Source organism: Micrococcaceae bacterium Sec5.1, assembly GCA_039636795.1.
In the GTDB taxonomy this organism is placed as follows: Bacteria; Actinomycetota; Actinomycetes; order Actinomycetales; family Micrococcaceae; genus Arthrobacter.
In genome coordinates this window covers 27,237-48,503 of the sequence record CP143430.1, presented here as the reverse complement: position 1 = coordinate 48,503, position 21,267 = coordinate 27,237, and the positions used below count along the sequence as shown (strand labels likewise).

Genomic DNA, 21,267 nt, shown 5'->3' with positions numbered 1-21,267 from the left:
CCATTCGCGCCCATCACGTTGCCAAGCCGCTATTCCGTTGCTGCCCAGCCACGGAATAGCGGGTTGGCCACAGACTAGTAGCTACTACTGAATGTGGGCCAGCACGGCTCCCGCGGTCACCACACCGCCGGGTGCCGAGAGCACCTCAGAGAGCGTACCTGCACGGTGTGCTGCCACCTGCGTTTCCATCTTCATGGCCTCCACCACCAGCAAGGGGTCACCTGCCAAGACTTCGGTCCCGGGCTCCACGAGCCACTTCACCACTGTGCCGGCCATGGTGGAGACCAGAGCTGACTCCGCTGGCGATTCTCCCCCTGAATCAGGTCCTTCCAGGTAATCACTCGGTAGCCCAGTGACAACCGAACCTGAGGGGAGCCCCTGCCCTGACCGCGCCCAACCATCCAGAAGATCAGCCGGAAGTCCCACGGCCAGCCGCTTGCCGTCGACATCAACGGTGATGGTGCGCCGCACCCCACTCGGGGCAACCACGTTGTATTCGGAATCAACGGGGATCTGGTCTGCGAAGTCTGTCTCGATCCATCGGGTGTGAACGCGCAGCCCGGCTACGGATGTAAAGTCATCGGACTCCACTACAGCGCGGTGGAACGGCAACACGGTGGGCAGTCCGGTGATCTCCATTTCGGCAAGTGCACGGCGTGCACGCCGCAGCGCTTGCTGGCGGTCGGCACCAGTAACAATCAATTTGGCCAAGAGCGAATCAAACTGCGGTGCAATAAACGAGCCCGCCCGCACGCCGGTGTCCAAACGAATGCCGGGACCCGTGGGCGCTTGGAACGATGCCACTGCGCCCGGGGAGGGCAGGAATCCGCGGCCAACGTCCTCAGCGTTGATGCGGAACTCAAACGAATGGCCGCGGGCTAGAGGATCCTCTGTAATGCTCAAGGGCAGACCGGCCGCAATACGGAACTGCTCCTGAACGAGGTCAATCCCAGCCGTTTCCTCGGTTATCGGGTGCTCCACCTGCAGGCGCGTGTTTACCTCAAGGAAGGCCACGGCCCCATCTGCGGAGACCAGGAATTCAACAGTCCCGGCGCCGTAGTAGCCGGCCTCGCGGACGATCGCTTTGGCGGCGTCATAGATTTGTTGCTGCTGGGAATCGCTGAGGAAAGGTGCAGGTGCCTCTTCCACGAGCTTCTGGTGACGGCGTTGGAGGGAGCAGTCGCGCGTACCCACCACAACGACGTTGCCATGGGTATCGGCGATGACCTGCGCCTCCACGTGCCGCGGCCTGTCCAGGTACTGTTCCACGAAGCATTCACCGCGCCCGAATGCTGTGATGGCTTCACGCACTGCGGAATCGAAAGCCTCCTCCACTTCGGCGAGTTCGCGGACCACCTTGAGCCCCCGACCACCCCCGCCGAAGGCAGCCTTGATAGCGACCGGAAGTCCGTGTTCCTCGGCAAAGGCCCGGGCTTCGGCGGCAGTGGCAACCGGCCCATCACTGCCGGCCACAAGAGGCGCACCAGCACGGATGGCGATCTCGCGGGCCGTGATCTTGTTGCCCAACTGTCGGATCGACTCAGGCGAGGGACCGATCCACTCGAGTCCGGCGTCGAGGACTGCTTGCGCAAAGTCGGCGTTTTCCGAGAGGAAGCCATAGCCGGGATGGACGGCGTCAGCCCCCGACTGTTCCGCAACGGCGAGCAGCTTCCCAACGTTCAGGTAGGTCTCAGCAGGGCTGTTTCCGCCCAGGCTATAGGCTTCATCCGCAGCACCTACGTGCATGGCGTCGGCGTCGATGTCCGCGTAGACGGCCACGGACGAAATGCCGGCGTCATCGCAGGCTCGGGCGACGCGAACGGCGATCTCTCCGCGGTTCGCAATCAGGACCTTTCGCATCAAATACTCACTTCTCTGGGGTCTTTGTGAAGTCGGGGGAATCGGGGACCATCCGGAACCGGATCCGTCCGCCAATAGGCACTTGCCCGGCAAGGTCAAGGTGTTCGTCGCGAACCACGCCGATTACGGGGTAACCACCGGTAATGGGATGGTCGGCCAAGAACAAAACGGGGAGGCCGGCGGGCGGGATCTGGAGGGCACCAGCCATAGTCCCCTCACTGGGAAGTTCACCCTCGCGGGCGCGCTGGAGAGGAGTACCGTCCAATCGCATGCCGACGCGGTTGGATTGTGGTGTGACCAGCCATTCCTGGCTTGTTAGGGACTCGATGGCCGATTGATCGAACCAATCAGCACGGGGTCCCGGAACCACCTCGAGCACAGTCACACCGGTACCCGGAAATTCCGGTTGCAACTCCGGGCTTCCAACGGCCGTTGAATCCGTGGCATCGCCCGTCGGGAGCTCCTGCCCAATCACCAGTGGGGCGGGTCCGATCCCGGACATCGTATCGGCCGAACGACTCCCCAGGACTTCGGGAACCGCGATGCCGCCGCGGATTGCGACGTAGTTCCGGAACCCGGCCTCGGGCGGTCCGAGGGTAAGTACTTCACCATGGAGCAAGGCGAATGGAGCAGCCATCGCGACGCTGCGCACTGCGTCCTGGGCGTCGTCAGACTCCTCGGAATCAGTCGACGACGGCGACTGGACGGTCAGGGTGGTAGGTGCACCTGTCACGGCAATCACCTGATCCCCAACCGCTTCCACGGTCAGCCCGCCATTGACGGTCTCGATGGCTGCGGCCGAGGAAGTGTTGCCGACAAGACGGTTGGCCCGGCGGAGCGATGCCCGGTCCAAGGCACCGGCCGCCGAAACCCCCAAGGCCCCGTAGCCTCTGCGGCCCAGATCCTCGATGATGCTCTGAGCGCCGGGGTTGAGTATCCGTAGGCCGGAGTCCGTGTGGTGATCAGCGTCGGGTTCAGCTTGATGCTCGGCACCGGCTGTGACAACCTCCCGAACAGCGCGGTACTGCACTCTGTCACCGGGCCGAACCAGGGCCGGTTGGGGACGGTCAAGGTCCCACATTCGGGCTCCCGTTCGGCCAATCAGCTGCCAACCGCCGGGAGAACGCCGGGGATAGACAGCCGAGTACTGACCGCCGAGGGCCACGGATCCAGCGGGAACTGCGGTGCGCGGCGAGGAGCGGCGGGGAACCGTGAGGACTTCGTTCTCGCCCACCATGTAGCCGAATCCGGGAGCGAAGCCTGCGAATGCAACAGTCCAGATCTGGCCTGTGTGGGCTGCAATGACGCCCTCCACGCTCAGCCCGGTGAGCTCCGCGACATCGGCGAGGTCATCGCCGTCGTACACGGTATCGATGACCACCAGCCCGGAGTCAGTAACCTCGGTCGCGGTGAGTTCCAGTTCGAGCAAACGGGCGCCGATGGCGCGCGTTGCCGCAGCGGATTCGCCAACGACCATCACTGTTTCGGCTGCTGCCAGGACGTCTACCTGGCCCGGGAGTGGAGACTTGTAGAGCATATCCTGCAGGGCCAGTACGTCCTGCAGCCCATCCAGCTCCGCAAGGACGGCACGGGTGCCGACGGGTCGCACGGAGCGGACCCTTTTCGCTGTAGCCAATTGCTTCGCTGTAGCCGATTGCTTCGCGGTGGTCGTTTGCATCACGGTCTCCATCATCCGCTTCGCCGCCAATTAGGCGGCCGACCCCTGAAGCAGGCGAACGTCTTCTTCGGGCTTCGGATCCCGGCCCAGGACCATGCCCACGATCGTGACAACTGCTGTCAGGACGAGGTACCCCGCGATCAAATACCAGCCACCGGAGGCCGCACCATAGAGAGCCGTGAAGATGATGGGCGCAACGGCTCCACCAATCACGCCCGCGAGTGTGTAAGCCAACGAGCTGCCGGCGTAGCGCAGGCGCGCGGGGAACTGCTCAGTGATGAAGGCGGCCTGCGGGCCATACATGAAGGCGTGGAGCGCCAAGCCGATCACCGTGCCGATGGTCAGCATGACCACGGACTTGCCCTGGATCATGAGGAAGAACAGGGGAATATAGACGGCCGTAGCGGCGGCCGTGACGCCGTAGACAAGGCGGCGGTTGAAGCGATCGGTAAGGGCGCCGGCCAACGGAATGAGGAACAGCTGGAACGCGGAACCGATGAGGATGGCTGCCAGGACATTGCCCGTGGTCATGCCAAGCTGCTTGGTGGCGTACACCGCAACAAACACCGTGAACAGCGCGTAGAGAACGTCTGGGCAGACCCGGGACAGCGCTGCCGAAACCAAGGCCTTGGGTTCGGTGGTGAAGACCTCCTTGATGGGTGCCTTGGGTCGTTCGCCGTGGGCCTGGATCGCCTTGAAGACGGGGGTTTCTTCGAGCTTGAGGCGGATGATCAGACCAAAGCCCACCAGGAGTGCGGAGGCCAGGAAGGCGACGCGCCAGCCCCAAGAGAGGAAGGCCTCGTTACTCAACGAAGCAGCAAGGATGGCGAGCACGCCGTTGGCCATCAGGTTGCCTGCGGGCGGGCCGATCTGTGCAGCGGAGGACCAGAAGCCACGCTTGTTGGGGTCGCCGAATTCGCTGGACAGCAGAACCGCTCCGCCCCATTCGCCGCCGACGCCGATGCCCTGGGCGAGGCGAAGAAGAACCAGGATGGTGGGTGCGGCCACGCCGATCACTGAGTAATCGGGCAGCGCACCGATGAGGACGGTCGCGAGTCCGATAAGTACGAGCGTGAATACCAGGACGTACTTGCGGCCAATCTTGTCGCCCAAGCGGCCAAAAATGACGCCACCGATTGGACGGGCCAAGTAGCCCACGGCAAAGGCTGAGAAGGAGAGCAGTAGTGCAACGAACTCATCGTTGCCGGGGAAGAAGATCTTCGGGAACACCAGGGCCGAAGCCACAGAGTAGATCGCAAAGTCGTAATACTCAAGCGATGTGCCGGTGAGGCTGGCTACGTAAGCCTTGAGGGCGCCAGCCGGTGGCTTCCTTGTCACGGCCTTGGCTGCGTTGGTGCTGGTCATGGTTTCCTCCGGGGGGATGAGGGGGTTGTGCTCAAGCTTGGTGATTTAGAGGAACGAGCCGATGCTGACGCCGGCGTCGTCGAGAGCGGACTTCACCGCGGTAGCCATCGCGACGGCTCCTGGTGAGTCACCATGCACGCAGATGCTCTCCGCGCGGATCTTCAGGATGGAACCATCGATGGTCCTGACAGACTGTTCGGTGGCCATCCGCACAACGTGCTCCGCCACTTCGGCGGGATCGTGAAGGACGGCGCCTGGCTGGGTGCGTGGGACGAGGGTTCCGTCCGGGTTGTAGGCGCGGTCCGCGAAAGCTTCGGAAACTCCACGAAGTCCAGCTGCATCTGCAAGACGGAGGACTTCGGAACCGGGGAGACCGAGGATCGGAAGGTTGGGATCGACTGATTTCACAGCCTCAACCACGGCCTTTGCCTGCTCGGTGTGCGTGACGATCGCGTTGTAGAGACCGCCGTGGGGCTTCACGTATTGGACGCTCGCACCCGTCGCGGCCGCCAGCGCTTGCAGGGCGCCGATCTGGTAAACCACATCGTCTGCCAGTTCCATGGGATCAATGTCCAGGAAGCGGCGGCCGAATCCTGCAAGATCCCGGTACCCGACATGGGCGCCGATCACGACGCCGGCCTCAACCGCCTTCTTGCAGGTGCTGCGGATCACGCTGGGGTCGCCAGCGTGGAATCCGCACGCAACGTTGGCACTGGAAACGGATTCGAACATGGCTGCGTCGTCGCCCAGCGTCCAACGTCCGAAGGACTCTCCGACGTCGCTGTTCAGGTCGATGATTGCCATGATGTGATTCCTGCCTCGTGATGTGCGTTACATCAAGGATGCAACAGATTACCGGATTGTTCAACAATCCAGCGATCCTAATTTTTGGCAATCGTGTAATTTTGGTGTCATGGCCAGTGCAGATCAGGAATTCAGCGAAAGAACTGGCATCGACAGCGCCGGCGCCCGTATGCGCCTTCGGGTGCCTTCGGTTGCCGAGAGGGTCGCCGAGGAACTGCGCTACCAGCTGGCCGAGGGCTTCCTCGTGCCAGGTGCCAAGCTCACGGAAGCCACCATCGCCGAGGATCTGGGCGTTTCGCGCAACACCGTCCGTGAAGCCTTCGCGGAACTAGCCAGCGAACGACTCCTGGTCCGTCATCCCAACCGGGGCGTGTACGTCGCCACGCTTGAAGTAGGGGACATCCACGATGTCTATACTGTCCGCCGCGCGATTGAGGTCAGTTCCATCCGTGCCGGCGGTTCCCCCGCACGCATTGCCGCCGTCAGGGCCGCCGTCGAGGAGGGAAAGCGCGCAGCAGCCGCCAATGACAACGAGGGCCTGGGGAGTGCCAACCAGCATTTCCACGGGGCGATCGTTGCCCTTGCCGAAAGCGGGAGGCTGAACACGATCATGACCCAAGTACTCGCTGAGATGCGTCTCTACTTTCACAAGGCCACCATGAACGCGCACTTCTACAGCGACTGGCTCAAGGAAAACGAGCAGATTTGCTCGGCACTCGAATCCGGCGACCTGGAGCGCGCCGGGGACCTTCTACTCGCCTACCTCAACAGGTCAGAGCAACAGCAGGCCGCGATCCACGGCGAATAACTAGCGCTTGCCCTTCTTGCGCGAACCCTTGCCGCGGCCTTTATCAGGATTCGGCGCATATCGCTGCGCGACGGCAGGCTTCTTGGCCCCGCCCCCGCGACGATCCGGCTTGGGCGCCTTCTTCGGCTTCTCCTGCTGGGCGGACGGTTGGCGTGAACTCTGCGCAGTCCGGCCGCGCACAATACCGATGAACTCCTCGATCACCGGGCTATCTGTTCCAGCAAGCCAAGCGAGTCCAATCTGCGTTCCGGGAGCGCCTGTTAAAAGACGCATCACGGTCTGTTTGTTATTCAGGTGCCGGGCGACTGACATCGGCAGGATTGCCAATCCCGCTCCCGAAGCCACCACCTGCAAGGCCATATCGGGCCCGCCCATTTCTTCCACATCCAGGAAGTTCTCCTCGGACAGGTCCTCCAGCGCTACTTCTTCGAACACTGAGATCTCGTGCCCCTTTGGAGCGACCACCACTGGCTGCTCTTCATAGAGGGGAATGACGTTCAGGCCTTCCTTGTCCACGGGCAACCGAACAAAGCTAAGGTCAGCGGAACCGTCGCGCAAAACCGAAAGCTGCTCGCCGTCGTCGGACATGAACGCGTGCAACGGGACGTCCGGCATCCGCTCTTCCCATCGCCGGATCCATTTCCCAGGGGTCACACCCGCAACATAAGCGAAGCGAAGCTCGGTGGGGGGCTCGGTTGTTTGGGTGGATTCTTCAGCGGCTGGCACACACTCACAGTACCGGCCAGATACCCTTGAAGCATGACGTCCTCGAACTCCCAGTCCATGAAACCGGCAACCGTTGCCAAGAAACTCGGCATCTACCTGCCAGCGACACCCCAGGAGTTCCAGGATTCGTCCATCTCCCGCGAAGAATTCGCCGAACTCCAGGCCAACCCGCCGGAGTGGCTCGCCGAGCTCCGCCGCAACGGCCCGCACCCGCGCCCTGTGGTGGCGCAGAAGCTGAACGTCTCCATCAGCGGCCTCGCCCGCGGCGGCGTCGAAGAAGCACTCACGACGGCGGAAATCACCGAGCTGCTGCAAGCTCCGCCCCAGTGGTTGGTTGTGGAGCGCGCCACCCACGCTGCAGTCCGCGCCGAGGCCCAGCGGGTCAAGGACGAAGCTGCGAAGAAGGCAGCCACCAAGGAAGCCAAGGACAACGCAGCGGCCAAGCGCGATGCCCCGAAGACGTCAAAGCGTGATCACGCGTAGTTTTGAGCTTGACTGTGGCCGGGACCCTTTGGTCCCGGCCACAGGTGTTAAGGGCCACCGCTGTTTAACTAGTCCTGGTGGAGTTGGACGAAGTTCCCGCACCCGTCGTCGAAGACCGCGCTGATCCCGGAGAAATCCTCACTGGGTTCGCCCTGGAACGTCACACCGGCGGCCAGCAGACGCTCATATTCAGCCTGGACGTCGGGCACACCAAAGGTGATCGTCGCCAGCCCAGCCTCATGCAACGCATTCATGTAGTCGGCGCCGATCGGATTATCGCTGGGCTCCAGCAGGAGCCCCACGGAAGTGTTATCTGCGCCGGGATCCTTGATGATGAAGAGGTTGTACTCGGGCATGGCCATCAAGGTTTCGAAGCCAAGCGTTTCCGTATAGAAAGCATGGGCCGTAGCGGGGTCCTTGACGTGGATGCTGCACATTTTCAGTCTCATGGTGCCTAGGCTACGCCCGCGGAGCGGTGAATTGTCCGGAGGGAGGTGTCGCCCGGAAACACTCTGGCGCATACTGAAATCACAGCAGCGCGTACTCGCCTGGAGGTGGTCAAATGCCCGCCATGATGCTCCTGTGGGGCGTAGCCTTGGTGCTCGCAACAGCGGCAACCACGTTCGTCCTCCACAGAAAACTCACGCATGGGCGCGGCCCGGAACCGGACACGATCTTCTGGGATCTCTTCGCGGGCCTGGTGGTGATTCTTCCGGCCATCGTGGTTCCCGCAGTGGAATGGGCGCCGGCCGGACTGATCATGGTCTTCGTCGCGATGGCCACTGCAGCAGCAACGCTGGCGACCAGCCGCAGGGTGGAGCGTCTCCACTCAGCTGAGCCCCGGCGTCGTCCTGGTTTTGCGGAAGCTGCCGCCCGCCACGCGAGCGTTCTCCAGCAGTGGCAGCGCTACGAACTCGATCCCGGGCAGGCCATAGACTTCCCAGCCATGACGGACGTCAGAACGGCCGAGACGGCTGCACTTGCCCGAGCTATGCGGGAGGCTGAGCGCTGCCGGGTGACACCCGGGACTGACTACCAGGCCGCCGTCGAGCGTCTTGCCCACGCACTCATTGAAGCGGAGCGAGCGGCAGGCGTGCCGACGTCCAGACAACCCGCGCCGAAGTCCGGACTAAGCGCGCCGAGGTGACACTTAACACCAATCCCACGCGGAAACATGGGTGTTAAGTGCCATCTCGGCGTGGGTACTAGCCGACCGGCAGCGCGCTCAACTTGTTTGCCTCGACGATGCGGGCTGCGGTTGCCTGCCCCATCCGGACTGCGCCGTCCACGTGCTGGTAGCCCTCTGCCGCGAGATCGGACGAGGACCAGTAGATCGGCCCCACGTTCGCGTGCTGGTCCTTGCCGTAGCGGTGCAGGCCGCCCAGATCATAGCTGGATGCGTAGGCGCCTCGGGTCCATTCCTCAGAGCCCCAGTCCGATTCGTAGTAGACCTCAGGGGTCAGGGCCTTGTCGCCGAGGAAGCCGGCAATCGACTCAAGGACGGCCTTCTTGCGGTCTTCGGCGCTGAGCTCGAACACGGCGTCGGCCTTTTCATCGGAAATGAAGCCCACCAAGGTACCGCGGGAATCGCCGTGGTTGGTGTTGTCGTAGACCTCCTGCACCAAGGCGCCGGCGCTGAAACCGGTGCCGGAGAGGCCTGCTTCGCGCCAGAACGGCGTGCTGTACACAGCGTGAACCTTGATGACCAAGCCCAGTGACTGGTGCTGGTGCATCTGGTGCTGGCGGCGCGGCAGGGGCGGGTTGAAGGAAACGCGCGAGTACAGGTTGGGCGGCACGGCCATGATCACATAGCGCGCGTTCACCGTCGCTTGCTCAGACTCGACCGTCACGCGGTCGAGGTCCCAGTTGATGGTGCGAACCGGGCTGTTAAGGACGACGTCGGAACCCAGCTCGGCTGCCTGGAGCAGCGAAACCTGCTGCATGCCACCAATAACGCGCTTGTCCAGGATGAAGTCTTCGTCCGTCAGGTGGGTGAAGGAGCCTGCGGAAGCGGCCATGAGGACGGCCTGCAGCGCAGAGAAGGCGTGGGCGGGCTTGGTGAGCATCCCGCCGGCGATGAAGAGCCCGATGTTATTGCAGGCTTCCTCGTCGTTGGAGTTCTGGCGGAGCCAGTGGTGGAAGGAGATGGTGTCCAGTTCGCGGGCCTTGGGGTGCGCCCAGGGCTCGGTGGGTCCGATCTCCGCGGCGAGCCCGTCCAGGATGGCAACGAGCTTGTCCATTTCGGCCTTGGTGTGCTCATTTACGGGGAAGGTGTCGCCCGTGTACTGGACGCGTTTGCCGTCGGCGCCAATGTAAACGGACTCGCCGTCGCGGTAGCGCGAATACATTTTGAGCCCGAGCTCGTCCAGCAGCTCCACGAGGGCCGTCTGGTCCGGGGAAACCCACTGGCCGCCGATTTCCAGCATGGCGCCGTCGATCGTGTCGGTCCAGGTTCGGCCACCCACGCGGTCGCGTGCTTCAAGCACTGCAACGCTGAGTCCGGCCTTCTTCAATTCACGTGCCGCCGTCAACCCTGACGGTCCGGCACCGACGATCACAACGTCGCGATCAAGATTCTGCATGATGTCCTCTCCGTGGCCGTCCGTGATGGCTGACCAATAAATGAATGGCGTTCATTTACATTTGATAATAGCGGCCAAGTCAGAGACTGGGAAGACCCGATGGAATAATGCTGGAGATACAGGCAGCAGAAAGGCTTCCGATGCCCGCACCCACAGCCGCTCCCGAACCCGAGCCGGGCGTTGCCCCCGCTTCTGCCAGCAAGGCCCGGCGGCGCGCCGGACGCCCCATGGCACGCATCCTGGACCAAAACGGCATCACGACGGCGGCCCTGGAGTTAATCAGCAGCAAGGGTTACGACGGACTCACCATGGCAGCCCTGGCACGCTCACTCGGCGTTGCGCCATCCGCCCTCTACAACCACGTAGCATCCAAGGACGACGTGCTCTTGCTTGTAGAGGACCACTTGGCCGCGATGGTTGACGTGTCCGCTTTTGGTGTGGAACCGTGGGATGTGGCTGTGCGCCGCTGGGCGTGGTCCTACCGGGACGTGTTCTCGGAGCACACACCGCTGATCCCCGTCATTGCGGTGCTGCCTGTCGCGAATGCCCCGAAGACCCTGGCCATGTACGAGGCCGTGACCGCGGGATTCCGCGACGCCGGCTTCCCGGAAGAGAAGATCATTTCAGCGATTGTTGCCTTGGAGGCCTTCGTCTTTGGGGCCGCTTACGACGTCACTGCGCCGGAAGACATTTTCGACGCCGGCTCGCTCGCGGACCAGGTGCCCAACTTCACCGCCGCCGTGGACAGGCTTGCCTTGGAGCAGCACCCGCGGCCAACGGACGTTGCTTTTAACCTGGGGCTCGAGGCTCTGATCAGCGGGTTCGGGGCGCTGCGGCGGTAGATACCGGCCAGCAATTCCTTGTAGTACAAGTTAATAACTTGTATCCTAAGTTTCAGGCAATGATGCCCGCCCCTTAGGAGAACCCATGAGCCCCGTAGATCTCATTCGACACATCAAGCTGTCAACGGCCCGTTTGCCCCTCACCGTGCCCATCAGCGACGCCAAGGTCTTCACGGGCCGTCAGAAGCCGATGACCGAGGTCGTGTTCCTCTTCGCCGAGATCACTACGGAGCAGGGCCACAGCGGCATCGGATTCAGCTATTCAAAGCGCGCTGGTGGTCCGGCCCAGTACGCCCACGCGAAGGAGGTCGCGGAGGGCATTATTGGCGAGGACCCCAACGACATCGGCAGGATCTACACCAAGCTTCTCTGGGCGGGAGCTTCAGTGGGCCGCTCAGGCGTTGCAACCCAGGCCCTGGCAGCAATAGACATCGCACTTTACGATCTCAAAGCCAAGCGCGCTGGACTCCCCCTGGCCAAGCTGCTGGGCTCCTACCGCGACTCCGTGCAGACCTACAACACCTCCGGGGGCTTCCTCAACGCCACCTTGGAAGAGGTTAAGGCACGCGCAACGCAGTCCATCGAAGAAGGCATCGGCGGTATCAAGATCAAAGTTGGCCTCCCGGATTCCAAGGAAGACCTTCGCCGCGTGGCCGGCGTCCGCGAACACATCGGCTGGGACGTACCGCTCATGGTGGACGCCAACCAACAGTGGGACCGGGCTACTGCCCTGCGTATGGGTCGCCAACTTGAGGAATTCAACCTCATCTGGATCGAAGAACCACTGGACGCCTACGATTTTGAGGGTCACGCGCACCTTGCCCATGTTTTGGACACGCCCATCGCCACAGGCGAGATGCTGGCCTCCGTTGCAGAACACAAGGGCCTTATCAACGCCAACAGTTGCGACATCATCCAGCCCGATGCACCGCGCGTTGGCGGCATCACCCAGTTCCTGCGCCTTGCAGCCCTTGCCGACGAACGTGGCCTTGGCCTGGCTCCGCACTTCGCCATGGAGATCCACCTCCATCTGGCTGCTGCCTATCCGCGCGAGCCGTGGGTTGAGCACTTCGATTGGCTGGATCCATTGTTCGAGGAACGCCTCGAGACCAAGAACGGCCGCATGATCGTCCCGGACCGCCCCGGACTCGGCGTGACGCTGAGCGGGCAGGCTCGTGCGTGGACCACCGAATCCGTGGAATTCGGCGCGTAATCTTGAACCCATGAGCCGAAACCTGACTGCGGATCTCGCCGCCGACCTTCGCAACCGCATCGTCGACGGCGTCATCCAGCCAGGTGAGAAACTCCCCAGCGAAAACACCCTCATCAGCGAATACGGCGTCAGCCGGACAGTGGTCCGCTCCGCCCTGACCCGTTTGCAGGCGGAGGGACTTGTCGAAACCGAGCGTGGGCGGGGCAGCTTCGCACTGACCCCGCCATCGGACGGCCTTCTTCAGGCACCGGGCACCAGGCCGGTTGTGAGCATGGAAGACCGACTGCAGATGCTCGACTTCAGGATCGGTGTGGAGACTGAAGCCGCGGCGTTGGCCGCCCTGAATCACACGGAGCATCAATTAAAGGCTGTGCACGGCGCCTTAGAGCAGTTCACGGCAAGTTCCGGCCACCCGGCGCATTCCATGAAGGCTGACTTCGAGTTCCACCGGGCCGTGGCTGCTGCCTCAGGCAATCCCTTTTATACGGACTGCATCAGTGCGCTCGGCCAAACGATGATCACCATGCCGCGCACACGCCTTCTGGCCAGTGACGAGGAGGAATCCCGGGAACGCTTCGAGCAAGTGGTCCACGAGCACTCCTCTATATACGCGGCCATCGCCGATGCCGACCCAGCGGCTGCCTCGGCCGCTATGCGCCTGCACCTGAGCAATTCGCGACGCCGGTTCAAGGGTTCGCCGCGCGGCTGAGAGTCAGGCACCCGGCAAAACAAAAGAGCCCCGATCCTAAGACCGGGGCTCTTTCGATTGCGTGCGCGAGGGGGGATTTGAACCCCCACACCCTTTCGGATACTGGCACCTGAAGCCAGCGCGTCTGCCGTTCCGCCACTCGCGCGCAACTTCTTTTTCAGGACGTTCTACCGGTCTCCCAGCTTCGTTTCCTTCAAAAGCAGCGAGATCAAGCATAACGGACATCCCAGAGAAAACACCAATCGAGTCCCCACGGGGCTGGGGACAACGCCGCTGGCAGGTCCCAGCCCACACAACTTCTGCTTTACGGCACGAAAATTTCACGCCCTTGCTCCCCCGTCAGGACGGGCCGGAATCGAACTTTTCCGCGTCGTAAGGCGTTGTGGATTAAGGCCATTCCCAGACACTCCCAGTAGTATCGGGAAGTGGAAGGGCCGTTCGGCGCTCACTTTGCTGTGTGCGTGGACGGGTCGAAGCACCGAGTATTGAACCAGGCACAGTGGGTGCCGCGGCGAGGAAAGGAGAAGGACCATGGGTTTGCTGGACAAAGTCGAGCGCGGCATTGAAAAGGCCGTCCGCAACGTCTTCTCCACGGGGTCGCGGGCACGTGTTGAGCCGGTGGAAATCGCGAGCAAGCTACGGCGCGAGCTGGACAATAAGTCCATCACGATCGCAGCCGGGCGTACTCTCGCCCCCAATGTTTTCGATGTCCTCCTCAGCGACGAAGATTTCGGACGGGCCCAGGAGTGGGGGACTCCGCTGGCAGAGGAACTGTGCGATGTTGTCATCCAGCACGTTCGCAGCCAGGGCTACACGCTCCAGGGCGCGGTCAGGATTTCGTTCCGTCGAAATGAAGAGGAACGCGCCGGACACTTCGAAATAACTTCCCGGACCGAGAAATCCTCCGACGACGCCGCTCCCGCACCACAGGCTCCACGGCCAAATGTTCCAGCTGCACCCGCCCGGCAGCCCACCCGACTCCAGCCTGTCCTGGACATTGGCGGCCAAAGGTATTCCCTCAATGCCCAGTCGGTCGTGCTGGGCCGCTCTTCGGAAGCGGACATCCTGGTGGATGACACCGGGGTTTCCAGGAAGCACCTTGAGGTCCGCACCCAGAACGGCACCACGTGGGCCGTTGACCTTGGATCCACCAATGGCAGTTACGTCAACGGGCACAAGGTGGACGGCAGCGTGGAGCTCACTGACGGCTCAACCATCACGATGGGACGTACAAAGATCATTTTCCGCCTCCTCCCCCAGACCCTGGGTGGCCACGCGTGAACGACGTCAGCGAACTGACCATCACGGCACTTCGCTTCGGTTTCCTGCTGTTGCTGTGGGTCTTGATCTTCAGCATCGTGTCCACCATGCGCCGCGACTTCCAGATCGGCCGCAAGGCAGTGACCGGAGCCCCCACTGCACGCGAGGTCCGCAAGCACCCCGAACTGGCCTCTTCGCCGGCGCCTGCCATCCAACATGCGCGCAACTTGGTGGTCACTGAAGGCCCCCTCAAAGGCACCACCCTTCCCTTGGCGGCGAGCCCCATCCTGTTGGGCCGCGCGCAGGAAGCCACCCTGGTCCTGGAAGACGACTACGCTTCCGGCCGGCATGCACGCTTGTTCCCGCAGGGCAGCCGCTGGTTTATTGAGGACCTCGGGTCCACCAACGGCACCTACCTGGCCGATCAACAGCTGACCCGTGCCCTGCCGGTGGAGCTTGGCGTTCCCGTGAGAATCGGCAAGACGGTTATTGAATTGAGGCCGTAGTCCATGGCCTCTCCCGAGACCCCGGAAGGCAAGGAAACGCCGGCGGAGCGCCCACTTATCATGCGCTACGCCGCGCGATCCGACGTCGGACGGATCCGCTCCAAGAATGACGACTCCGCATATGTGGGCCGCCATCTGGCAGTCGTTGCCGATGGCATGGGCGGTCACGCCGGCGGAGACGTCGCCTCGGCTTCCACGGTGCTGGACATGATCCACCTCGATCATGATGATTACTCGGACGGCGCCGACACGATCCTCGCCGATGAGATCCAGACCGCCAATTCGCTGCTGTCTGAACTGGTGCATCAGAATCCCAAGCTCTCCGGCATGGGCACCACCGTCACCGCCCTGCTCCTTGAGGGTCGCAAACTGCATTTCGCCCACATTGGCGATTCCCGGGCCTACCGCCTGCGGAACAAGAAGTTCGAGCAAGTCAGCATTGATCACACCTTTGTTCAGCGCCTCATTGATGAAGGCCGGCTCCGTCCCGAAGAAGCCGAAACACATCCCCACAAAAACGTTCTGATGCGCGTCCTGGGTGACGTCGACGCCAGCCCTGAACTGGACTTGGATGCCCTCGACGTCGAGCCGGGCGAACGCTGGTTGCTCTGCTCAGATGGCCTCAACTATGTGGCAGGGCACGTGGTGGAGCGGGTATTCCGGGAAACCAAGGATCTTCGGGAATGTGCGGAAACGCTCGTTAATCTCACGTTGGAAGCCGGCGCCCCGGACAACGTCACCGTGGTCGTGCTGGAGATTGTTGAGGAGACCGACGACGACGTCAACACGGCCGCCGTCGACGTCGTTCCTCCCGCGGCGCTTGCCGCGCTGGACGAGCCGGAATCATCTGCTGCAGATAAGCCGACTGAAGGTCCCTCCGCCACCAAGCCCGCAAACGCCAGTCCGGGCGAGCTTAAGGCAACAGCGCCCGATGACGGCAAGGTTGCCGATGCCGGTTCATCCTTCAGCAATGGCGACCCAACCGCGGAGAAGGCTGAGTCTGCTGACGACGACGGAACCTCCAAAGAGCCGCCCACCACTACTGACCCCCACCTGGGTGAGCATCTTTCCGCTGAGGTCCTTCGCGAAGAGCTCGCCAGCCGTCCCCATGAGCTCGTGGGTGCTGCAGCTACAGCTGCCGAAACGGGATCAATCCCGACGGTGGCAGGCCGCACCGTTGCTCGACGCGCGGCTACGGTCCTGACCCACAAAGCCGAGCAGGACCGACTGGAAGTCGAAGAACCGGCAAGACGCCGCATTCGCTGGCTCATGCCCGCCGTTGCTGCTGTTGTTGTGCTCGGCGTCGTTGTGGGCCTATGGCTTGGCTACGCTTGGACGCAGACCCGCTATTACGTTGGCGAGTACGATTCCCGTGTAGCAATCTTCAACGGCATTTCGCAGCGGCTCGGCCCCATCCAGCTGTCCCGGCTTGAGGCTGTCACTGACCTCCGTGTTGAGTCCCTTCCCGAGTACGGTCAACAGAGTGTTCGGCAGACCGTTCCTGCCGGAGACCTTGATGATGCGCAGCGTATTGTCGAGAACCTGAAGAACTACGGCAGCACGTCAGGAACCTGTCCCAGCACCAGCGCTTCCCCCACTCCATCAGCGACAACAAGTGTTCCCATTCCAAGTACAGCGGCCATTGCCAGCCCCACGCCTTCGCCCGTACCGACTCCCTGTGAGGCGGCAAAATGATCCAGACTGAGACCGCACCCAAGCCGCGCCGCAATGTTGAGCTCGTGCTCATCGTGCTTGCGCTTGCCGTTGGCATCGGCGCCAGCGCTTTGGTGAGCATCAATTCCGAAAGCGGACTGGATAGCGACTTCTGGTTCCAGTCGAGCCTCTTGGCTGTCGCTGCCTTTGCCTTCCACGTCGTGTTGAGGCTGCGCGCCAAGTATGCCGACCCAGTAATACTTCCGATCGTTGTTGCCTTGAACGGGCTCGGCCTCGCTTTGATCCACCGCATGGATGGGCCTGGGGACGATACCGGTAATAATCAGCTCCGTTGGACGCTTATTGCCATGGCCGTATCCATCGCCGTGATTTGGTTCCTCAAGGACCACCGCATCCTGCGCCGGTTTACCTACATTTCCTTGGCAGCGAGTGCATTCCTTCTGATTTTGCCGCTGGTTCCGGGCATCTCTGCCGGTGAAGTTCTGGGCGCAAGCGTGTGGATCCGGATCGGCCCTATGACGTTCCAGCCCGGTGAAATTGCCAAGATCACACTGGCAATATTCTTCGCCGGGTATCTTTCCTCCAACCGGGACCTCATCCTGCTGGCAGGACGGAAAATTGGCCCCATGCAGTTCCCGCGGTTCAAGGACCTGGGTCCCATGATCACTGCCTGGTTGGTGAGCATTGGCGTCCTCGTATTCCAGCGCGACCTCGGATCGTCAGTCCTTTTCTTCGGCCTCTTCATTGTGATGATCTACGTCGCCACAAGCCGCATCTCGTGGGTAGTGATCGGGCTGGCCTTGATCCTTGGCGGCGGCTTCATCGCTTCGAAGATCTTCTCGCACGTTGCTTTCCGGATCGACAGCTGGATCAATGCCTTCACGCCCGAAGTCTTTGGCAGGTCCCCCGGTGGCAGTGGACAGATCGTCCAAGGTTTGTTCGGCATGGCTGACGGTGGCCTGGTGGGCACGGGCCTCGGCCAAGGCCGGCCGGACCTGGTGCCCTTCGCCAACAGCGACATGATCGTGGCACTCATTGGCGAAGAACTGGGCCTTATTGGCCTGTTCGCCGTCGTGATGCTGTACCTGTTGCTCTTTACCCGCGGTTTTCGTGCCGCCTTGGGCACCCGGGATGCGTTCGGCAAGTTGTTGGCCTGCGGGCTCTCCTTCGCAATCGCGCTCCAGTGCTTTGTGGTTATCGGCGGCGTCACCCGGCTCATCCCATTGACGGGCCTCACAACGCCGTTCCTGGCCGCTGGTGGTTCCTCGCTTTTGGCAAACTGGATAATCGTCGGCCTCCTGCTCATGATCTCCAACACGGCCCGTGGGCCGATAGATACCACTCCGATGGTCAACAAACCTCCTGCAAGCAGCACCAACCCGGCCGCCCGCAAGTCGGCCGCCGTACCCACACCGGGCGCACCCACGGAAGCGGTGAAGCACCCATGAACCAGGCAATTAGAAGTTCGTGGATGGCTGCCGTCGCCATGTTCGCCTTGATCTTCGGCGCCATCAGCTACGTCCAGGTCATCGGCGCTGACGATCTCAACGCCAATCCTTGGAACCAGCGGGCCATCCTGGCATCGTTCTGCAATGACCGTGGGGCGATCATCGTAGGCGGCAAGCCAATTGCGGAATCTGTCGCGGGAAACGAATCCTGCGCGTTCCAACGCAAGTACACGCAGCCCGAACTATATGCCGGCATCACTGGATACTTCTCCAGGGGCTTTGGTTCCACCGGGCTCGAACAGTCCCTCAGCGATCAGTTGGCCGGCAATTCCGACCAACTGTTCCTGGACCGCGTCAGCCAAATGTTCCTGGGCAATGAGCCCAAGGGCGCTTCGGTGGAGCTGACGCTGGATCCCGCCATCCAGAAACTTGCGTATGACCTTATTCCGGAAGGCCAACGCGGCTCAATCGTGGTGACCAACCCGAAAACAGGCGCCGTCCTGGCCATGGTTTCCAAGCCTTCCTACGATCCCAACCTGATCGCTACCCACGACAGAAACGCCGCAGCGGCGAACTACGCACAGCTGAACCAGATTCCTGGCATCAATTTGAACCAGAATGTCAGCGGGCCCACGGGTAATCTGCTGTCTCCGGGCTCAGTGTTCAAGCTCGTGGATACTGCGGCAGCCTTGAATTCCGGCAAGTACAACAAGGACAGCGAACTGCCGAACCCCAGCAGCCTGCCTTTGCCTGGATCCAGTGCGAGCCTGCCCAACTACGCTGGCGGTAACTGCAACGTCCGTGAAACGGCCACGTTCTCGTTCGCCTTGGAACAGTCCTGCAACACTCCCTTTGCGAGCATCGCGCTGGACCTCGGCCAGGACGCGATCCGCGATCAGGCAGAGAAGTTCGGCTTCGGAGACACCTTCGGCGAGCAGCTCAAGCTCCAGCAGGCCGTCAGCGTCTTCCCGAAGGATCTGGACCAGGCACAGCTTGCCCAATCCTCGGTAGGCCAGCGCGACGTCAAGGCAACTCCGCTGCAGATCAACCTGATGACGGCGGCAATTGCCAATGGTGGTGTGCAGATGAAGCCCAATCTGATCAAGACCGTCCGGGCGCCGGACCTCCGGGTAATCAGCGAGTTCAAGCCCGAGGCCCTCCGTACAAGCACCACCCAACCCATCGCGAACCAGATCACCCAATGGATGAGCAGCGCGGTCTCCAACGGCATCGCCAGCGGCGCTGCCGTCCCGGGGGTCCAGGTAGCCGGTAAGACCGGTACCGCCGAGCTCGGCGATTCCGGTTTGAACAACTCTTGGTTCACCGGGTTCGCCCCGGCGAACGATCCGCAAGTGGCCGTCACCATCGTCATGGAAGGTGTGGATGTGCTCACAGGCGCCAAGCTAACCAGTCCGAACGCAAAGAAGATTTTTGAGGCGGTGTTGAATAAGTGAGACCTACTTCGGGAATCACACTCGGCGGCAGGTTCCAGCTGACCAGTCGCATTGCGATTGGCGGCATGGGCGAGGTCTGGAAGGCCAAGGACCAGATCCTGGGCAGGATCGTTGCCATCAAGGTGCTCAAGGAGGAATACACCGGGGACCCAGGCTTCCTCCAGCGTTTCCGCGCTGAAGCCCGCCACACGGCACTCCTTAACCACGTGGGTATCGCCAACGTCTTCGATTACGGTGAAGAAGCCGGCTCTGCCTACCTGGTCATGGAACTGGTGCCCGGCCATCCGTTGAGCGGCATCCTCGAGCGCGAGCAGGTCCTTTCGCCTGACATGACGCTTTCGATCATCTCCCAGACGGCGCGCGCCCTGGCCGTGGCACATGCCCAGGGCCTGGTCCACCGCGACATCAAGCCGGGCAACCTGTTGATCACGCCTGATAACCGCGTCAAGGTCACCGACTTCGGTATCGCCCGCCTGGCTGACCAGGTCCCGCTGACCCAGACCGGCCAGGTCATGGGCACCGCCCAGTACCTTGCTCCCGAACAGGCAACAGGACAAACTGCCACTGGCTCGTCTGACATCTACTCGCTTGGCGTCATCGGTTACGAATGCCTCACCGGCCACCGTCCGTTCTCCGGTGAATCGCAGATCGCCATTGCCCTTGCACAGGTCAACGACGCTCCGCCTCCGCTTCCGGAGACGCTGCCAACTCCGGTGCGCGCCCTCCTGATGTCGATGCTCGCCAAGGATCCCAAGAACCGTCCGGCCAACGCCATCAAGCTGGCCGAGGCCGCGGAGGCTATCCGCAACGGCGATATCACCACTGCCCACGCCGCGGTGCCGGGAATGCTTCTCTTCGAAGCCGCTACTGGACCCATCACGGCACCGGTCAATACCGCTACGGCCCCCACCGGCGTCGTTACCTCGCCGTTTGGCAAGGAGCATTCCACGACGTCGACTTCCGCACTTCCGGTGATCGGCGCCACCGCCGCTGTTGGAGGCGCAGCCGGGGCTGCCCTTGGAGCTGCCGGCGCTTCCGCCGACAACCCGTTGTCACGGGCGAATGCACTTGAGGCAGAGCGGCAATTGAACGACGAAGAAGAAGTTATCTACAGCGATGACGACAATTACGACGACGTCGAGCCGGAGCGCAAGAAGCGCAGCCCATGGACTTGGCCACTCGTTGCCCTGATCCTGCTGGTGCTCTTCGCACTGGTTGGTTTCCTGATTTCACAGTCGGGCTTCTTCTCGCCAAATCCCGGTCCGAGCGAGTCCACATCTGCAAGCCCGAGCCGGAGCGCAAGCCCTACGTCGCAATCGGCCACCCCAACGCAGACGTCCCAGGCCCCCTCCCCGACACCAACGCAGTCCACTCCCCAGAAGATCAACCTGATCCCCGAGGAGTATCTTGGACAACCCTTTGAAACGGTCCGCAGCCAGCTTGTTGGATTGGGTCTGCAGGTAAACGGGCAGGAAGTATTCAACACTGCCGCGGTGGGTACGGTAACCGACCTTAACCCCACCGGTCCTGTTGATCCAGGGGAAGTTATCACTGTCCAGTACTCCAAGGGTCCGGAAATGGTGTCCGTGCCCAGCATCGGTGTCGGCCTCAGCGAAGACGAGGTCCGGGGACTGATCGAAGCCGCGAACCTGCGGTGGGTCCCGGGCGATCCCGTCAATGGTGCCGTCGGCCAGAAACCAGGCACCTTCGTACGGTCCGAGCCGGCGCCTGGAACAAAGGTTGCCGCTGGTTCCGTAGTCACATACCACCTGTCCAAGTCGCTTGTACCGAGCAATCCGACGTCCCCGAGCGCCAGCCCCAGCGGCTCCGGCAGCCCGAGCAAATAAGTAGCCGC

Annotated in this window: 19 protein-coding genes and 1 tRNA gene; 12 read left to right on the top strand and 8 right to left on the bottom strand. The window is 62.2% G+C overall.

Going from position 1 to position 21,267, the window contains the following annotated elements:
• Positions 1 to 84 precede the first annotated feature (84 nt).
• From VUN82_00235 to VUN82_00220, 4 genes are read right to left on the bottom strand one after another with little or no spacing between them, the layout of a single operon-like run.
• Positions 85 to 1,860, bottom strand: a complete 1,776-nt coding sequence (locus tag VUN82_00235) for a biotin carboxylase N-terminal domain-containing protein (GenBank protein ID XAS72326.1) — start codon at positions 1,858 to 1,860, stop codon at positions 85 to 87.
• A gap of 7 nt (positions 1,861 to 1,867) precedes the next feature.
• Positions 1,868 to 3,538 carry a 5-oxoprolinase/urea amidolyase family protein gene (locus VUN82_00230; GenBank protein ID XAS72325.1) on the bottom strand — a complete coding sequence of 557 codons (1,671 nt, stop codon included), beginning with the start codon at positions 3,536 to 3,538 and terminating at the stop codon, positions 1,868 to 1,870.
• Between the two features lie 30 nt (positions 3,539 to 3,568).
• The gene (locus VUN82_00225) at positions 3,569 to 4,903 is read right to left on the bottom strand and encodes an MFS transporter (GenBank protein ID XAS72324.1); all 1,335 of its coding nucleotides are present in this window, start codon (positions 4,901 to 4,903) and stop codon (positions 3,569 to 3,571) included.
• 45 nt (positions 4,904 to 4,948) lie between these two features.
• A complete protein-coding gene (locus VUN82_00220; GenBank protein XAS72323.1) occupies positions 4,949 to 5,707 on the bottom strand; it encodes a 5-oxoprolinase subunit PxpA in 759 nt (252 codons plus the stop codon).
• A gap of 109 nt (positions 5,708 to 5,816) precedes the next feature.
• Between VUN82_00220 and VUN82_00215 the strand changes: the two genes are divergently transcribed.
• Positions 5,817 to 6,515 (top strand): GntR family transcriptional regulator, encoded by a 699-nt coding sequence (locus VUN82_00215; GenBank protein ID XAS72322.1) that lies wholly within the window; start codon positions 5,817 to 5,819, stop codon positions 6,513 to 6,515.
• Here VUN82_00215 and VUN82_00210 read toward each other — a convergent pair whose 3' ends face one another.
• A complete protein-coding gene (locus VUN82_00210; GenBank protein XAS72321.1) occupies positions 6,516 to 7,241 on the bottom strand; it encodes a LysR family transcriptional regulator substrate-binding protein in 726 nt (241 codons plus the stop codon).
• Between the two features lie 33 nt (positions 7,242 to 7,274).
• On the opposite strand from VUN82_00210, the gene VUN82_00205 reads away from it, so the two are divergent.
• Positions 7,275 to 7,724 (top strand): DUF5997 family protein, encoded by a 450-nt coding sequence (locus VUN82_00205; protein ID XAS72320.1) that lies wholly within the window; start codon positions 7,275 to 7,277, stop codon positions 7,722 to 7,724.
• A gap of 68 nt (positions 7,725 to 7,792) precedes the next feature.
• Here VUN82_00205 and VUN82_00200 read toward each other — a convergent pair whose 3' ends face one another.
• Entirely contained in the window at positions 7,793 to 8,173 is a 381-nt protein-coding gene (locus tag VUN82_00200) for a VOC family protein (GenBank protein ID XAS72319.1), read from the bottom strand.
• Positions 8,174 to 8,286: 113 nt separating this feature from the next.
• On the opposite strand from VUN82_00200, the gene VUN82_00195 reads away from it, so the two are divergent.
• Positions 8,287 to 8,871 (top strand): hypothetical protein, encoded by a 585-nt coding sequence (locus VUN82_00195; GenBank protein ID XAS72318.1) that lies wholly within the window; start codon positions 8,287 to 8,289, stop codon positions 8,869 to 8,871.
• Between the two features lie 58 nt (positions 8,872 to 8,929).
• Here VUN82_00195 and VUN82_00190 read toward each other — a convergent pair whose 3' ends face one another.
• A complete protein-coding gene (locus tag VUN82_00190) occupies positions 8,930 to 10,306 on the bottom strand; it encodes an NAD(P)/FAD-dependent oxidoreductase (protein ID XAS72317.1) in 1,377 nt (458 codons plus the stop codon).
• A 107-nt stretch (positions 10,307 to 10,413) separates the two neighbouring features.
• Between VUN82_00190 and VUN82_00185 the strand changes: the two genes are divergently transcribed.
• From VUN82_00185 to VUN82_00175, 3 genes are all read left to right on the top strand, one after another.
• Positions 10,414 to 11,148 carry a TetR/AcrR family transcriptional regulator gene (locus tag VUN82_00185; protein ID XAS72316.1) on the top strand — a complete coding sequence of 245 codons (735 nt, stop codon included), beginning with the start codon at positions 10,414 to 10,416 and terminating at the stop codon, positions 11,146 to 11,148.
• A gap of 85 nt (positions 11,149 to 11,233) precedes the next feature.
• Entirely contained in the window at positions 11,234 to 12,361 is a 1,128-nt protein-coding gene (locus tag VUN82_00180; GenBank protein ID XAS72315.1) for a mandelate racemase/muconate lactonizing enzyme family protein, read from the top strand.
• Between the two features lie 10 nt (positions 12,362 to 12,371).
• Positions 12,372 to 13,070, top strand: a complete 699-nt coding sequence (locus tag VUN82_00175) for an FCD domain-containing protein (protein XAS72314.1) — start codon at positions 12,372 to 12,374, stop codon at positions 13,068 to 13,070.
• Positions 13,071 to 13,132: 62 nt separating this feature from the next.
• On the opposite strand, the gene VUN82_00170 is transcribed toward VUN82_00175, so the two are convergent.
• Positions 13,133 to 13,215, bottom strand: a tRNA-Leu gene (locus tag VUN82_00170).
• Between the two features lie 386 nt (positions 13,216 to 13,601).
• On the opposite strand from VUN82_00170, the gene VUN82_00165 reads away from it, so the two are divergent.
• From VUN82_00165 to VUN82_00140, 6 genes are read left to right on the top strand one after another with little or no spacing between them, the layout of a single operon-like run.
• Positions 13,602 to 14,351, top strand: coding sequence for a DUF3662 and FHA domain-containing protein (locus VUN82_00165; GenBank protein ID XAS72313.1), 750 nt, complete (start codon positions 13,602 to 13,604; stop codon positions 14,349 to 14,351).
• Positions 14,348 to 14,836 (top strand): FHA domain-containing protein, encoded by a 489-nt coding sequence (locus VUN82_00160; protein XAS72312.1) that lies wholly within the window; start codon positions 14,348 to 14,350, stop codon positions 14,834 to 14,836. The genes VUN82_00165 and VUN82_00160 overlap by 4 nt, the downstream gene beginning before the upstream one ends.
• Before the next feature lie 3 nt (positions 14,837 to 14,839).
• Positions 14,840 to 16,531, top strand: coding sequence for a protein phosphatase 2C domain-containing protein (locus VUN82_00155; protein ID XAS72311.1), 1,692 nt, complete (start codon positions 14,840 to 14,842; stop codon positions 16,529 to 16,531).
• A complete protein-coding gene (locus VUN82_00150) occupies positions 16,528 to 17,958 on the top strand; it encodes an FtsW/RodA/SpoVE family cell cycle protein (protein ID XAS72310.1) in 1,431 nt (476 codons plus the stop codon). Before VUN82_00155 ends, VUN82_00150 begins: the two co-directional genes overlap by 4 nt.
• Positions 17,955 to 19,412, top strand: coding sequence for a penicillin-binding protein 2 (locus tag VUN82_00145; GenBank protein XAS72309.1), 1,458 nt, complete (start codon positions 17,955 to 17,957; stop codon positions 19,410 to 19,412). The genes VUN82_00150 and VUN82_00145 overlap by 4 nt, the downstream gene beginning before the upstream one ends.
• The gene (locus VUN82_00140) at positions 19,409 to 21,259 is read left to right on the top strand and encodes a protein kinase (GenBank protein XAS72308.1); all 1,851 of its coding nucleotides are present in this window, start codon (positions 19,409 to 19,411) and stop codon (positions 21,257 to 21,259) included. The genes VUN82_00145 and VUN82_00140 overlap by 4 nt, the downstream gene beginning before the upstream one ends.
• Positions 21,260 to 21,267: the final 8 nt, after the last annotated feature.